The organism is Xanthomonas sp. 3793, from assembly GCF_024806835.1.
GTDB classification, from domain to species: Bacteria; Pseudomonadota; Gammaproteobacteria; order Xanthomonadales; family Xanthomonadaceae; genus Xanthomonas; species Xanthomonas arboricola_F.
In genome coordinates this window covers 258,750-274,146 of record NZ_JANTYU010000006.1, presented here as the reverse complement: position 1 = coordinate 274,146, position 15,397 = coordinate 258,750, and the positions used below count along the sequence as shown (strand labels likewise).

The following is a 15,397-nucleotide window of genomic DNA, read 5'->3' as shown; positions in this document are numbered from 1 at the left end:
AGCGCCGCCGGCCATGGACGCACGCTGCAACGGTCGCGGCGCCGGATGTCGCAGCGCAGGTGAGTGCTTGTGCCGGCGCACTCATGCCTGCGCGGCGATCAGCTCCTTCACCCGTGCGGTCAGCACGCTCACGCTGAAGGGCTTGGTCAGCACCGCCATGCCCGCCTCCAGGTGGCGGTCGTCCAGCAAGGCGTTCTCGGCGAAGCCGGTGATGAAAAGGACCTTGAGCCCGGGGCGGTGAGCGCGGCCGGCGTCGGCCATCTGACGGCCGTTCATGCCGCCGGGCAGGCCCACGTCGCTGATCAGCAGATCGATGCGCGCTGCCGATTGCAGCAGGCCCAGGCCGGCCACGCTGTCGCCGGCTTCGACGACGGTATAACCCAACTCCTGCAATACCTCGCTCAACAGCAGACGGATGGACGGTTCGTCGTCGACGATCAGCACCGTCTCGCCGGCATCGGTAGGCGTGAGTTGCAACGGGTCGGCGTGGGCATCGGGCTGGATTGCATCGCCCAGGTGGCGCGGCAGATACAGGCACACGCTGGAGCCCTTGCCCACTTCCGACTGGATCCGCACCTGCCCGCCGGATTGCTTGGCAAAGCCATAGATCATCGACAGCCCCAGCCCGGTGCCTTCGCCCAGCGGCTTGGTGGTGAAGAACGGGTCGAACGCGCGCGCCACCACGTCCGGCGGCATGCCGGTGCCGGTGTCGCCGACGCATAGCCACAGGTACGGGCCCTGGCGCATGCCCAGTTGCCGTGCCAGGTCGTGGTCGATCCAGTGGTTGCCGGTCTCGATGTGCAGCCGCCCGCCATCGGGCATGGCATCGCGCGCATTGATGCACAGGTTGAGCAATGCGTTTTCCAGCTGCGATGCATCCACCAGCGCGGGCCACAGCGCGGCATTGGGGGTGTAGTCCACCTGGATGCCCGGGCCCACCGTGCGCTGCACCAGCTCCAGGATATCGGCGATCAACTGGCTGACGTCGGTCGGCTTGGGCAGTAAGGTCTGCCGCCGCGCAAACGCCAGCAAGCGGTGCGTCAACGCCGCTGCGCGCGTGGTGGCGCTCTGTGCAATCCCCAGATAGCGCGGCAGTTCCGGGAAGCGCTGCTGCTCCAGGCGCAGGGTCATCAATTCCAGCGCACCGGAAATGCCGGCCAACAGATTGTTGAAGTCGTGCGCCAGCCCGCCGGTGAGCTGCCCCACCGCTTCCATCTTCTGCGACTGGCGCAGCGCTTCTTCGGCCGCCATCAGCTCGCGCGTGCGCGCGGTGACGCGCTGCTCCAGCGTCTGGCTCAGGTCGCGCAGCGCGGCCAATGCACGGTCGCGTTCTTCGGACAGGGCATGGCGTGCGTCGATATCCAGCAGCACGCCGGGAAACCGCAGCGGCGTGCCATCGGGCGCATGTTCCACACGGCCGTTGGCTTCCAGCCAGTAGTAATTGCCATCGCGGCGCCTGACCCGGTACTGGTGCGCATACGCACCGCCACGCGCGATCGCCGTGCTGATCGCCGCACGCAGGCCATCGCGATCGTCCGGGTGCACGGTGGCGATGACCTGCTCCAACGGCAGGCCGGTGCGGCTGATGGACGGATCGAAGCCGAAGGTCTCGGCAAAGGCTTCGTCGACCGAAAACGCATCGTTTGGCAGATCCCAGATCCAGGTGCCGATGATCGCGCCGGCGGCCAGCGCCAGCTGCAGGCGTTCGGCATTGCGGCGCGCAACGGTCTCAGCTTCCAGCGCACGATCGCGCTCGCTGGTGCGGTTGACCACCTCATGCACCAGGTGGGTATTCTCGTCGCTCAGCAGCGCATGCTGCATGTCGCGGTTGCGATCGGCCGCCACCTGCGCAGTGGTTTCGATGGCGATGTTCATCAAGCCCACGATGCTGCCGTCCTCGCCGCGAATCGGCGAGGCAGTGGCATTCCAGTAGGTCATCTCGCTGATGCCGTTGCGGCGCATCGGCAAGGCGATGACCCCCTGGCCGAAGCCCTCGCCGGTCTGCATCACCCGGTCGAAGTCCTGCGCGATGGGCGCATAGGTTTCGCCCCAGACCTCGGCCACCGGCTGCCCCAAGGCATGCGGATGGCGGTCGCCCAACGATTGCAGGTACACATCGTTGTAGAACATGCGCAGGTCCGGCCCCCACAGCACCGCGCCCAGCAACTTGGCGTTGAGCACCATCGACAACGCCGAGCGCAGCGATTGCGGCCAGGCGTGCGGGTCGCCCAGCGGCGTGGCCGCCCAGGCGTGCGCACGGATGGCCGCGCCCATGACGCCACCGCCGGACAGGAATTCCAGACCGTTCGGCTCGATGGCGGAGTGCGCTGTGCTCACTTGGTGGCGGCCGTGCCTGGTTGGAAGTGGGCGCATTGTTGCATGCGCTCCTGCGCGCGATGTGCAGTGCCCGTGCGGCGTCGGCTGCCTGAGTCTGGGTTGGCCCGATGTCTGCGGTGGCGCAGGCAGCATGTTGGCCTGCAGGGTGCTGGCGACGCGGCTGCGGCGGGCCGGCCTGTCGGCACCCCCAGCCGCCACACACAAAAGACACCGAGCCATCCCTGGATGGCCCGGTGTCGAGCGCGTCGCGGCATCCATCGCCGGAAGGGTTGCCCCTGCAGCTTGCTCAGGTCCTGCTCCTTCGACAGCGCCGGCTTGCGCACGGTGCCCTGCTGCAGGCCACCGTGTGCCTTCAACGCGAGGGCTTACACCTCGACGATCGGGTCACTGCGGCGGCCGAAACGGCCCGCGCCAAACGCGATGCCGGCACCCAGGATCAGCAGCACCAGGGTGGTCCAGGCCGCGCGCGACACGCCGCGGGCGGCCGCATCACCGGCCTGGCGGGCCTTCTGCTCGGCGGTGCGCTTGAGCGCGGCGTACTGCGCCATGGCCTGCTGGTAGGTCTGCGCGTAGTTGTCGGCAATCTGCTCGGCCTGCGCGCGCGGCTTGCCGGTACGGGCCATGATCAGGTTGACCAGGGCATCGCGGTCGGCGGCATCGATGGCCGGCTTGGCCTGGGCACGCACCCGGTCGAACCAGGCGGCAAAGGCATCCGGTGCCGCCTGCGGGGTCTGCGCCGCGGTGCTGGCGGTGGCCTTGCCGTCGGTGGTGGCACCTTCGGCCTGGTCCTTCAGGCGCTCGGGGGCGAGCTCGGCCTTGCCGGTCTGGCGCAGCACCGTTTCCAGCTGGCCGCGCAGGTCGCCCCAATCCAGGTCGATGCCCTGCTTCTTGAGCTCATCCTGCACGCCGTTGCCCAGCGTCGGGGCGGCGGCGGCGATCCCCTGCCCGGTCAGCGACAGGCCCTTGCCCACCACGCCGGACACTGCACCCACCGCGCTGCTGGCCAACGCGGCCACCAGCCAGGTGGTCAGCAGCGAGGTCAGCGCCCAGCTCAGCAGGCCGTGCGTACCGCCGCGGGAGGTGGCCAGCCGGCCGGCGACGAATGCACCCACCGCAATCGAGATGAGGGTGCTCAGGCCCAGCCAGATGCCGGCGCCGGTACCCAGCCCGCTGACCGGGTTGGCCTCGCGCAGCGGGTCGATGGTGGACGCGCCGATCGCGGTGCCCAACACGCTCAGGGTCAGATAGGTCACCAGCGCGATGGTGCAGCCGGCGAGCACGGCGCCCCACGACATCTTGGGGGCGTAGGAATGACGGACAACCTGTGCCATGGAGTGGCCTCATTGCAGTGAAAGTGCGGCCAGTGTGGAAGCGGCGCCGGCACCATGCCTGAGCCGGATGCACCAGTGCAGCTAGTGCATTCGCGTCAGGCAGCCGCTACCGTGAGCGCCCACTGTTGCGCTCTACCGCCGTTGTTTGCCCGAGGGTCACCCATGTCATCAGGCAGTGAAGCCACACCTCCCAGCAGCCCGCCCAGTTCCACCAACCGTCGCCAGCTGCAGCAGATCATCACCGGCCTGAGCGAAGGGGTGATCCTGATCGAGCCGGATCAGACCATTGCCTGGGCCAACGAGGCCGCGCTGGCCATGCATGGCGCCAGCGAACTCTCCGAGCTGGGCGCCACCGTCAGCGACTACCGCGCCCGCTTCCAGCTGCGCTATCGCAACAACCATCGCTTGAACGCCGGCAACTACCCCATCGACCGCGTGATTGCCGGCGAAGTGTTCAACGACGTGGTGGTGGAAGTGTTCCGCGAAGGCACCGATGCGCAATGGGTGCATCGCGTGCGCAGCCTGGTGCTCACCGACGCGCAAGGCGAGCCGGATTGCCTGGTGCTGATCGTGGCCGATGCCAGCGACTGGGCCAGCGCCGAACAACGCTTCGAGCGCACCTTCAATGCCAACCCCGCACCGGCCTGCATTTGCCGGCTCGAAGACAAGCGCTATATCAGGGCCAACCAGGGTTTCCTGGAAATGACCGGCTACACGCGCGAAGCGGTGGTGGGCAAGAGCGTGTTCGAAGTGGACGTGATGGAGATGGCCGACCGCCGTGAGCTGGGGCTGGAACGGCTCAACGAGGGCGCCACCATCCCGCAGATGCAGGCCGAACTCAGCCTGCCCGATGGCACCACCAAACTGGTGGTGGTGGCCGGCCAGCCGATCGAAATCGGCGAAGAAGCCTGCATGCTGTTCACCTTCATGGACCTGGAACCGCGCCGCCGCGCCGAGGTGGCGTTGCGGCAAAGCGAGGAACGCTTTGCCAAGGCCTTCCGCATCACCCCGGTACCCACCCTGATGTGCAATGCAGAGACCTTGCAGATCGTGGAGATTAACGATGCCGTGTCGCAGATCACCCAGTACGCCACTGAAGACATCGTCGGCAAGCCCATCGAGGAAATCGGCCTGTTTCCCGGCCGCCAGGCCTACCAGCAGTTTCATCGCGCACTTGCCGAAACCGGCAGCATGCTCAATGTCGAATACGCCATTGCACGCAAGGACGGCGAGCAACTGGACTGCCTGGTCTCCGCAGAAACCGTCAGCATCCACGGCGTGCAGTGTTATCTGCTGTCGCTGATGGACATCACCGACCGCAAACGCACCGAGATGGAACTGGTGACCGCCATCGAAGCGGTGATGCAGGACGCCTCGTGGTTCAGCCAGAGCCTGCTGGAAAAACTGGCCAACGTGCGCCGCGCCAACCGGCCCAGCCAGACCGCCGGCTGCGGCATCGCCGACCTCACCGACCGCGAACGCGACGTGCTCGGGCACCTCGCCGAAGGCCTGGCCGACAAGCAGATTGCGCAGGCCCTGGGCGTGGCGCCCAATACGGTGCGCAATCATGTGGCGGCGTTGTATTCAAAGATCGACGTGCATAGCCGCGGTGAAGCGATCGTGTGGGCACGCGAACGCGGCTTTGCCGGCCGCAGCGCCAAACCGGCAACGCGCAAGAAGTAACTGCATCCGTTGGCGCGAATGCACCAGTGCGGTTAGTGCATTCGCAACTGGGCTGGCCGAATGCGAGCGCACATCATGCTCACACCGGCCCAGACAGACTGGCCGGGTTCCCCAAACTACGAGAAACGTCCCATGGATAAGAACCGTATCGAAGGTACTGCCAAGCAGGTCAAGGGCTCGGTCAAGGAAGCCATCGGCCGCGTCACCGGCGACAAGAGCACCGAGCTCGAAGGCACTGCCGAAAAGAACGTGGGCAAGGTGCAGCGCAAGGCTGGCGAAGTGGCCGACAAGGTCCGCGACGCGTCCAAGTAAGCGCAGTGATCGGGTCGCACTATGTCCATCAATAGTGTTCTGCAGGCGTAAACCGCAGCTCAGCAAGGCACCCGTCCAGCGAAGCTCATCCTGCTGTCTGCGGATGAAGCAGATGGCCCGGAGTTGCTGACGTACGCGCTGCAACACATTGGCAGGTTGCACCATGCGACCTGAGCGCGTACTTCAAAGCAGAACACCCGACGACGCCCCGACCAGCTCGGGGTGTTGTTGTTTGTACTTCGCTTTTTTTCAGCGGAATCTGTCGAGTGCCACTGGCTTTCAATTTAACCAAGCGCCTTCGCATTAAGTCGCCCTTGCGCGTGGCGGACGTTATCGTTTCATAACCTCTTACTCAGCGATTTCTCTCGATTCAATCGGGAAAAAAGGATTCTGCAGTCTTGGCGCATCGCTGTGCCGCCGGAGCTCTCGCTGCGGATTTCTCCCCCAGACAGGTATCGCAGAATTTCGCGTCGCACGATGAGGGCACCTGCAGAAGATTCAGCCATTGCATCGTTCTCTGTCTCGATTACACCACCCGGCATGGTGTCCGGCCGCACTACGCCCAGTACATTGAGCTGGGAACACATCCCTATCCAATAAGCAGAGCGCTCATCGGCGGCGCGTTCATCGCCTGACAGGTAGCCCATCAGATGGAAGCTCTCGTGCGATACAAGATCTACAATGTTCCCCAGCGTTCTTCGATGATCTGAAAACACTGGTGCGACGAGGCTGAGGCGGGGACTGGTCATTCGCAGCGAAGCGTCTTGCTCACGGAACCCGATTCCTGATGGAAGCAGATACAGGCGGATGCCTATCGGGCGCGTCGCATAGACGCTCATGACCTGGCGCAGGGCGCCCTCTATAGCTGAACAATACTGCCGCGCATCGCCGGCTCCTTCCAGGGTTAACACGGTGATCCTGAGGCCAACGTCAGGACAGTGAGAGCGCTGGAAACCTGTAAGCCCACGGTAGTACCGACCTTTGCTTCCCTCCGGCAAGTACATGTCCGTCTCGACATAGGTCAGGACGGACATGCGTTTTACCGAGATCAGATTCATGCCTTCAGGACTGATGCCAGGCGGAACGTCTCTCACCGATGCGCAGCCATTCGCGCACAGGGCAATCAACAGCACCAACGTAGATCGGTATCTTCCCCAAGACCAGCGCGGGTATGTTGCCCATGTCGTTATGGCAAACGCCATCTCTGCGCTCAGTTTGTGTTGCAAGGCGTAGGTGTTGGAATGCGGGGGCAAGAAGTCCCGTCGAAGACAACAGAATAGGTTGCCTGCGTACTCCCTTCGTACTTCGATTGGCCGGCGATCACCTGCTGGCCGGACGCATAGTTAGAACGAAATCGCACAACCTCGTAGGTGATCTTGTCTGAATTCCCCGAGTTCGCATATGCCCACTCATTTATTGAATTTGGATCTTCTGCTCTCAATACAGTTCCTGTCTTTATCCACCTAAAGGTGCGAGCTGCTTGCACTGCGCCTGTGGCAGAGCTGGATAGGGTCACCAAAAAGTCTCCCTGCGCGGGATATGGAATCGTAGATCCTGCCGTGTCCAACTCGTAGTTCTGTGCATCAGCGGTGATATTCAACGCTTCTAATGCAGCTACAAACATCGGTCCGCCTCGTTCCCATGTTGCTTCTGCACCAACTTTGCACTCCCCTCCACCACCGGCTCTATTGGAGCATTCGCCGTATACTCTCGCTTTTGTAAAGGTAACTGCACAACCCGTCGAGGATAGCGCTACCGCGAGAACTATCGGCGTAATAGCCTTAGCGCACTTAGAATCCTTCATAGCGAATTTCCTTTTCTGATTAGGCGGACTGATCCGCGGGCTTATGTTTGTGCGATTACCCCCCTAAAAACAGTGACATAATCGAAACTTATGGAAATTTAAACCATCAACACACCACAAAAATCGCAATACATAAAGTTGTCATATATATTATGACTATTATTTATATTAAAACAAACAGCCATGCCTAACTTCGTGAAGACTACAAATTAAGCCCGTTTAAAGATCACATCGAGCGCAAATTTTTCGTCCTTTGGCGATGCTGTGTTGCGTGCCTTCAACGAAACATGATCCGTCTGTCGCCCTAACCACCCGCCCTACGCCCGCGCGTGGTCGGGCGCTTGGCAATGGTGGTGCCATGCTCCTGCCACCACGCTGTCAGCGCTTGCATGGTCGGCTCGAGTCCTCGCGCCTTTTCGGTGATGGCGTACTCCACCCGCGGTGGAACTTCGGCATATACGGTTCGTGAGACCAGGCCATCTGCCTCCAGCTCGCGCAACTGTGCGGTCAGCATGTGCTGAGTGATGCCCGGAATCGCCTTGCGCAGCTCGCCAAAGCGATACATGCGTTGATTGAGCAGCCACATGATTTCCAGTTTCCATTTGCCCGAGAGCAGCGCGAATGCACGGCGCATTTCCTCGTGCATGTTGACCGTGCCGGTCTCAATGGTCTGCTTTTTCATACTAAGCACCAGCTATTCATCCTACTTTTCAATGGTCATCTTAGTCGACATTCTGCGTGCATCTCGCAGCGGCGTGTCGCACACCAGATGGCCATTTACGTTTATTGGATCAGCACCGTATTGCTGTGTTTGCTCTATCTGAGCTCTGCCGCCTTGTATCTCGCCAAGGGCGAGTTCGTGCGCAAGGCGCAGGCCGAGCTGGGCTATTCGGCGCCCCTGTTGGTGCCGTTCATGATCGCAATCAAACTGCTGGCGCCACTGCTGATCGTGTCGCGCTTCAACGTGGCGTTGAGCGATCTGGCGTATGCAGGTGTGTTGTACCACCTGCTTCTATCGGGGATGGCACACCTGGGTGTGCGTAAGCCCAAAGGCGCGCTTCCTGCGGTGCTGGGCCTAGTGTTTCTGGTCGTCTCGTTCGGCACCCAAAACCTTGCGCGCCAACCGCCTTCACCTTACGCGCCGGCCATCGCCGCGCTGCAGCCGCTGGCGCCCTCATCCAACACTTCATCGCACTAGGAATCCCGCATGACACGTCTCAACGGAAAGGTTGCCATCGTGATGGGTGGCGGGCGCGGCATTGGCCGCGCCACGGCCAAGCTGTTCGCAACAGAAGGGGCCAAGGTCGCGGTGCTCTCCCTCACGCAGGCCAACATCGACGCAGTGGTTCACGACATCAACGTGGCTGGCGGCACGGCCATTGGCGTGCGCTGCGATGTGCGCGATGCAGACGCCATCAAGGCAGCAGTCAGGACGGTGGTCGATACCTGGGCCGGCGTCGACATCCTGGTGAACAATGCCTTCGACCCGTCAGCGGTGTTCTCGCCGGTCATCGACCTGTCGGCGGAGCAGCTGCAGCGCAACTTCGACATAGGCCCACTGGCGTACCTGCGCAGCATGCAGGCCTGCCACCCGTATCTGAAAGCCAGTGGCCAGGGCCGCGTCATCAATCTCGGTTCGGCGGGCGGCTTGCTCGGCATGATGGGCTACGCCCCCTATGCCATGGCGAAGGAGGCGGTGCGCGCACTGACACGCGTGGCCGCGCGCGAATGGGGTGCCGACGGGATCACCGTCAACAACGTCATGCCCATTGCCGACACCTTCGGCAGCGACCGCCCGCCCTTGCCCAATGTGTTCGACCGCAACGGCTCGCCCGAGCATGACATTGCGCCGGTGATCCTGTTTCTTGCCAGCCAGGATGCGCAGTTCATCACCGGCTACAGCCTCACCCCGGACGGCGGCATGGTCATCGACGCGGCGCGCTAGGTCACGCACGCAAGCTGCGCCCGCGAGGCCGCCACGCGATGGGCCAGCGTCTGCCGGGTGAACGGTGTGCTGAGTGATCCACGCAGCACGCGGTGGCGCGTCGCTGCGATGCACCCCTGGATGCGCTCGCAGCCAAGCATCAAGGCGACCCTGCCTCACGCTGCGCCGCCTGATCCACACCGATGGGTGCCATCGCAGCTATCCCCATCGCGCGGCCGGCGCCGTCCCAGCTGTGCGCGCCCTGCCAGCAGCGACGTACCAGCACTGACGCCGACGCACGCGCTCACACCGGCCGATACGTCTGCGCCATGAATCCGCTGGGGAAGGTCTTGGTGCCGACCAGCGTGAGCGCACGTGGTGCGGGCAGGCCATCGAAGATCGGCACGCCCTTGCCGAGCACGATCGGATACACGCCCAGGACATACTCATCCACAAGATTGTGCGCAATCAAACTGCGCGCAAACCCCGCACCGCCATGCGCGATGATCGGCTTGTCGCCCTGCATCTTCAGCTTGGCCACTTCCTGCGCAAGGTCGCCACTGGCCACATGGGCCTGCGACCAGCTCTGCGCGCCAGCCTGCAATGGCGCGCCAGCAACATCGGCCCGTGCCTGCGCAGCCGCGAGCGCGCTAACGGCCGCTTCCAGCACTCCAGCACCCTGCGCAGAAAATACCGCCTTGGGGATCTGATTCATCGGCGGCGCAAATGGCGAGTCAGCCGTCGGCCAGAACGACGCCATCCCTGCGAACACACGGCTGCCCATGATGTGCAGGCTGGCTTCCCACGCAGTGGCGACCTTCCAGGCGATTGCTTCCTGGTCACCGCTGAACATCCAGTCCACCTCGCCATCCGGCCCGCTGACAAAGCTGTCCAACGACACCGACATCATCAATTTCAGCTCGCGCATTGCAGGTTCCTTGTGCGCCCGGCAGGCGCGATACGGTGGTGGGCAGGACGCCAGCCTTGCAACGATGACGAGCCGACTGTACGGAGTTCGCCATGCGCGTGCACTGCGTTGCCTGCGGCCAAGCGCACCCTCCGGCAGCAGGCGCGGCCGTGCGGTGGGGCTGGGACAGTCTTGCTTCCCGCTTCTGACGATCAAGGCAGCTTCGCTGGCATCTTTTTGGGGTGCCGCCGCGGCATATGTCCAGGCACACCTCATCGACTCGCAAGCGGGAGCAGCAAGCAGATGGCTGCAGTAAGCTCAGCGCCACTACATGACTGCGTCTGATTGGGTCCCCTGCCATGCCAGCAGCCGTAGACACCAAGCGTTACTCACCTTCAGCTCGACGCCCGCTGCCGATATTGCGACGCGCACGCGCAAGGCTGATCCGATGACGCACGCCCTGCCGGCACCCATGCGACCAAGCACTGCGCTGGTGGTGATTATCCTGGCGCAACTGCTGGGCACCTCGTTATGGTTTTCGGCCAATAGCGCGGCCGACGACGTGATGCGGCAATGGGGCGTGGGTGCAGCGGCAGTCGGGTGGCTGACCATGGCCACGCAGGTGGGTTTCATCCTGGGCACGTTGAGCTTTGCGCTGAGCGGGTTGGCCGACCGGTTTGCGGCCAGCCGCATCTTTGCCGTCTGCGCGATAACCGGGGCGGCGTGCAATCTGGGCTTTGCGGTGTTTGCCAGCGATGTCGCCACGGGAATGGTCTGGCGCTTTGCAGTGGGGCTGTGCCTGTCTGGCATCTATCCGATCGGGATGAAGCTGGTGGTGCAGTGGGCGCCGCAGCATGCGGGCAAGGCGCTGGCGTGGCTGGTGGGCATGCTGACGCTGGGCACGGCGTTGCCGCAGGGCATCAGGGCGGTGGGTGGCGCGTTGCCATGGCAGGCGCCGATGGTGGTGGCATCGCTCCTGGCCGTGATTGCGGCAGTGATGATCCTGCGCCTGGGGCAAGGCGCGGCTGCACCGGCACGGGCAGGCGGCAAGCTGGCGTTCGGCGCGGTACTGCAGGCGTTTTCATTGAAGGACTTTCGCGCCGCCACGTTCGGCTACTTCGGCCACATGTGGGAGTTGTATGCGATGTGGACGCTGACGCCGCTGCTGATATCGCGCGCCGGCCTGTCGCAGGCGCTTGGGGTGAGCACGGCCACGTTGGCGTTTGCGGTGATCGCCGCAGGGGCGGTGGGCTGCGTGCTGGGCGGGCAGTTGAGTGCGCGCATCGGTAGCGCGCGTGTGGCAGCGGTGGCGTTGCTGATCTCGGCACTGTGCTGCCTGGCGTTTCCAGGGGTGGGTGGGCAATCTGGCTATGCGGCACTGGCGTTGATGCTGGTGTGGGGCGCCAGCGTGGTGGCCGACTCACCGCAGTTTTCCGCATTGGCTGCACGTGCATGCCCGCCTGCCATCGTGGGCAGTGCGCTGTCGATGCAGAACGCGATTGGTTTTGCGATCACGGTGGTGGCGATCGGTGTGACCACGCGGTATGTAGACGCGCTGGGGCTGCATATCGCCTGGGTGCTGCTGCCTGGCCCCGTGCTTGGGTTGCTGGCCTTGATGCCGTTGTGGCGCAGTCGGCCCGCACCATCGGGATGATGTGAGTCGGGAAGCAAGCACCACCCGATGTGGCGCAGTGCCCTGCGCGGCAAGGGCCGTTGCAGTCGCCACAAGCGTGGCGCCAGATGCCGGGCATACGGTTGAGGTGGCCTATCTGACGTCGCGGGCATCCTTGCGTCGTAGAGGCGACGGTCGCCTGATTCAGACCCTGAGCACCAAGCGGGCTGAACCACCCACGCCGGCGATGGGTGGGCTAGGATCGGTGCGGACAGGGGGAGCACCATGGACAGGATGACCACCGCGCGCGGCGTCGCGCTGATACTGACAGCGCTGTGTGTGCTTGCGTGCGGGCAAGGCGCCTACGCACAAAGCATGCGCTCAGCCACAGGCAAGGCGAACAGCAAGTACGTCCCGCCGACGCGGCAGCCGTACAACTCGATGGCGCGCGACACCACGCCGTTCAATTGCGAGCAATACCGCGCGCACCCGCATCCGGGCATGGTGCGTTACTGCCAGGGCGTCGAGAACATGATGCTGCGCAACGAGGCACGCAGCCAGGGGCGCCCCGCCCCATCGGATTCCATCATCGCGCTGCCGGGCCTGGGCACGGCAGAGGCCAAACAACTGGGCTACGCCTGCGTGGGCGGGCAGGCGATGAAGCGGCTGCGCAATGGATGGGAGCAGGTATCGGCTGCTGCGGGTGGGTGGCAGCGGTGTCAGGGTGGATAAGTGAACCTACTCTACGCTAGCCCTGAACAAGGCGAACATCCGCCAAGAAACCGCGATGCTGATCAGAAATGAAATCCCTACCGCTAGCACCGGAGCGAAGCGCAGTGGCGCACGGCTAAACCCTGACCACGGGAATGCCCGCTTGATCAGCAAGAACGGATATCCCAGAAAAACCGCAAACAGAGTGGGATCCCAGCTGAATCTGCTGCCGCTTGGCACGCCATTGAAGACTACGTCAAGGCCAACATAAAGCGTGTAGGCAGCAAGGCCCATGAGCATGACAGCATGGACTTTGAGCGCGGCTACAAGCTTTTCTCGTCGAATCAAGGCCAGCGCCGAGAATGCCAATGAAACGATCACGGCAGGAATGGAGACGTAGGCAATCGCAACCTCCTGCGCCATCTCCGGCACCTTGCCGGTCCTTACCAAAAGCAGGGCGCCCCCATGCGCAAGCAGCACAAATACGCACAGTACCGAGTTTATGCAGAGCATCGTCAAGGAACTGATGCTGTCCAGCTTATCCATCAACGAGTTAAGAATTTTCACCAGTACCCAATGCGTTGTGCTGTGGCGCGGAGCGGCGATTTATAGACTGACGTGTCAAGCATGCCAGTTCACGATATTGCGCGCGACGTGCTCTCAGCCGGCAAATTACGCCCTGCCAAGAAACCGACTGTGCCTGAATGGATTGTCAGGACGCGTGGACGGTTTCCACATGACCGACACCTTCTTGAAACATCAAAATTCGACCGGGATGCACAACCCATGGAACGTGATTGCGCCACCAAGCCGCTGCCGCCGGACTTGATCGCTCAAGAACCTCGATTGCGGCCGCGGAGTACACGATGTAGCCCGATGCCCGCCTCACCCGGCCAGTCAGCCGTGCCCAGTAGTACCCAATGCGAGTCTTGGGATGTGAGATGACCCCAACGGTGGGGAGCGAATGCACAGCGCCCGCCTCGTCCGCAAGCGGCAGCGACAGACCTACCCATTTCTCGCGCACCCATTCGGGCGCTTCTCCAGGCGGGACAGAGGTAATGACCAGAAATAACATCGAGTGCGCCTAGAGGCCCTGACACCTTGACCAAGCAGAACTGCTGAGCAGGTTCTGCACCAACGCACCGTCACGCCCTATCCAACAGCTCGTCAGGACGTGGCGGACGCACGCGAGTGAGATACGCCTTGTGAGAGGCGCCAAATGCTTTGTAGTTGGAGCGCCCCTCGGTGAGGCTGATCTCTCCATTTGGGCCGCCCCATACCTCATCCGCATCGTCGTCATCCTGACCATCATCTTCCCAGCAACACACGGCACATATCTCGAAAGCTGCGCGCGCGTAGAGCGTCTTATAGCCGCAGCATGGGCATCGCAGTGGAAGATCTCGCATTTTTTCCATGTGGCCTGAGGCCTGAACTAAGCCAGGCCGCAAGGCGGCATCGGCTTGATTGAATTGTCAGAAATTCTATCCGATCAACACCTGTAGCTTGCGGACGTTCCGCAACGAACTGTGCAATGCGCTCGTCGCAAGGCCCCATGTACCAAAGTTCCTTGCGGTGGATGTCGCTTATCTAGGCCCTACAGACGGATCAATCGGAGGGACACAGCAAGTACGGGCAGGTGCGGCCCATGTCGTGGGCAAGGTCATAGCCGCATGCCCAGCCAGATGACGGCCTCCGTGGAGGCGGACACGATGGGTGACAGCAGCCGGGGCCAGAGCGTGCCCGCCTGGACATGGCTGGCGGAGTGATCGTGGTGCTGCTGCTCTTCCGCAACAATGGAAGAGATCGCAGCGACGGCGGCCGGGTCAATCCCTTGCAGCGCCACCAGCTGCTGTTGCAGATGCCGGAGTACGACGCTCTCCACCGCCACCGTTGTGGCAGCGATGGCGCCGGATCCAAGAAGGCCCGTGATGAGGCCAAGGACCAGGCCACCGAAGCCGCACAGCCAATAGCTGCGACAGCGTGGGCGCTGACGACGGCGCAACTCTGCCCAAAAGATGGAACGATGGCACTGCTCGTGCGAACGGAACTCCTTGAGCTCATCGACCAGGCCGGGTGCGGTCAAGCGCGCCATGAAGAGTTGCCCGCTATAGATGCTGATGGCGCCATGCTCACCGGCGTGATTCACCTTGAGGATGCGATCGCCCAGGTGATGCGTTGCCGAAGAACGCGCGGTTACGTCCATGCAGTCAGATGCCAGTTGAGCCCACCCGCGAAGCAGGTGCGGCTTGCGTGATTATCAAGGCCCGCCTGCGGCTTGCGCATGAGCGTGCCCTCCTGGGGCGGCTACTTGAACGGATCATGCGATACACCAGCTTCAGGACGTGATGGCGTCGTAGCCGGCAGCACTGAATTCGATCAGGCAGTAGCCATGCCCAAAGGGATCGGCCATCAACGCGATGCGACCCCAAGCATTGTCGCGGATCGCTTTCTCCTGGGTGGCCCCGGCAGCAATCGACCGTGCAACCGCCTGCTCGAGCTTGTCCACAACGAAGTCCAGGTGGACTGGCGTCCAGTGTCGCGCATAGGAGCGCGCTGGACCCGCATTGGGAAATGCCTGGGTTCCTTCCCCTTTCGCCAGAAGATACAGCCTGGAGGAGGCGCCAATGAGTTCAATCGCATCTGTGCCGAACCGACGCCCTGGGCGCAGCATAAACGCTGCGCAGTAGAAGCGCTCGGCAGCCTCCAGATCATCGACGTCGATGTTGACGAGCATATCCGACATGGCGCCTGACTCCGGGGATCAGCCAACTGCGAA

At 63.0% G+C, this 15,397-nt stretch carries 14 protein-coding genes; 6 read left to right on the top strand and 8 right to left on the bottom strand.

Annotation, left to right across the window (positions count from 1 at the left end; all coding sequences use genetic code 11):
* Positions 1–81: 81 nt before the first annotated feature.
* Entirely contained in the window at positions 82–2,373 is a 2,292-nt protein-coding gene (locus FHY18_RS19385) for a PAS domain-containing protein (protein ID WP_276577358.1), read from the bottom strand.
* Between the two features lie 329 nt (positions 2,374–2,702).
* On the bottom strand, positions 2,703–3,668 hold the full coding sequence (locus FHY18_RS19380) for a hypothetical protein (RefSeq protein WP_259159200.1): 966 nt from the start codon (positions 3,666–3,668) through the stop codon (positions 2,703–2,705).
* Positions 3,669–3,830: 162 nt separating this feature from the next.
* Here FHY18_RS19380 and FHY18_RS19375 point away from each other — a divergent pair, with 162 nt between their 5' ends.
* Positions 3,831–5,351: a helix-turn-helix transcriptional regulator gene (locus FHY18_RS19375; RefSeq protein WP_259159199.1), complete on the top strand. Its 1,521-nt coding sequence runs from the start codon at positions 3,831–3,833 to the stop codon at positions 5,349–5,351.
* A 132-nt stretch (positions 5,352–5,483) separates the two neighbouring features.
* Entirely contained in the window at positions 5,484–5,663 is a 180-nt protein-coding gene (locus tag FHY18_RS19370) for a CsbD family protein (protein WP_259159198.1), read from the top strand.
* A gap of 338 nt (positions 5,664–6,001) precedes the next feature.
* Here the strand turns inward: FHY18_RS19370 and FHY18_RS19365 are convergent, their stop codons facing one another.
* A complete protein-coding gene (locus tag FHY18_RS19365) occupies positions 6,002–6,721 on the bottom strand; it encodes a hypothetical protein (RefSeq protein WP_259159326.1) in 720 nt (239 codons plus the stop codon).
* A 1,050-nt stretch (positions 6,722–7,771) separates the two neighbouring features.
* Positions 7,772–8,149, bottom strand: a complete 378-nt coding sequence (locus FHY18_RS19360; RefSeq protein ID WP_259159197.1) for a helix-turn-helix domain-containing protein — start codon at positions 8,147–8,149, stop codon at positions 7,772–7,774.
* 87 nt (positions 8,150–8,236) lie between these two features.
* Between FHY18_RS19360 and FHY18_RS19355 the strand changes: the two genes are divergently transcribed.
* Together FHY18_RS19355 and FHY18_RS19350 are read left to right on the top strand one after the other, a co-directional pair.
* Positions 8,237–8,665 (top strand): DoxX family protein, encoded by a 429-nt coding sequence (locus FHY18_RS19355; RefSeq protein ID WP_259159195.1) that lies wholly within the window; start codon positions 8,237–8,239, stop codon positions 8,663–8,665.
* 9 nt (positions 8,666–8,674) lie between these two features.
* Positions 8,675–9,412, top strand: coding sequence for an SDR family oxidoreductase (locus FHY18_RS19350; RefSeq protein WP_259159193.1), 738 nt, complete (start codon positions 8,675–8,677; stop codon positions 9,410–9,412).
* A gap of 283 nt (positions 9,413–9,695) precedes the next feature.
* Here the strand turns inward: FHY18_RS19350 and FHY18_RS19345 are convergent, their stop codons facing one another.
* A complete protein-coding gene (locus FHY18_RS19345; RefSeq protein ID WP_259159192.1) occupies positions 9,696–10,319 on the bottom strand; it encodes a dihydrofolate reductase family protein in 624 nt (207 codons plus the stop codon).
* Positions 10,320–10,770: 451 nt separating this feature from the next.
* On the opposite strand from FHY18_RS19345, the gene FHY18_RS19340 reads away from it, so the two are divergent.
* Both FHY18_RS19340 and FHY18_RS19335 read left to right on the top strand, forming a co-directional pair.
* Positions 10,771–11,952 carry an MFS transporter gene (locus FHY18_RS19340; protein ID WP_259159191.1) on the top strand — a complete coding sequence of 394 codons (1,182 nt, stop codon included), beginning with the start codon at positions 10,771–10,773 and terminating at the stop codon, positions 11,950–11,952.
* 243 nt (positions 11,953–12,195) lie between these two features.
* Positions 12,196–12,642 carry a hypothetical protein gene (locus FHY18_RS19335; protein ID WP_259159190.1) on the top strand — a complete coding sequence of 149 codons (447 nt, stop codon included), beginning with the start codon at positions 12,196–12,198 and terminating at the stop codon, positions 12,640–12,642.
* Positions 12,643–12,648: 6 nt separating this feature from the next.
* On the opposite strand, the gene FHY18_RS19330 is transcribed toward FHY18_RS19335, so the two are convergent.
* The 3 genes from FHY18_RS19330 to FHY18_RS19320 all read right to left on the bottom strand — a co-directional run bounded on the left by FHY18_RS19330 (position 12,649) and on the right by FHY18_RS19320 (position 15,364).
* A complete protein-coding gene (locus FHY18_RS19330; RefSeq protein ID WP_259159189.1) occupies positions 12,649–13,188 on the bottom strand; it encodes a hypothetical protein in 540 nt (179 codons plus the stop codon).
* Positions 13,189–14,281: 1,093 nt separating this feature from the next.
* Positions 14,282–14,824: a demethoxyubiquinone hydroxylase family protein gene (locus tag FHY18_RS19325; RefSeq protein WP_259159188.1), complete on the bottom strand. Its 543-nt coding sequence runs from the start codon at positions 14,822–14,824 to the stop codon at positions 14,282–14,284.
* 132 nt (positions 14,825–14,956) lie between these two features.
* Entirely contained in the window at positions 14,957–15,364 is a 408-nt protein-coding gene (locus FHY18_RS19320; protein WP_259159187.1) for a VOC family protein, read from the bottom strand.
* Positions 15,365–15,397 lie beyond the last annotated feature (33 nt).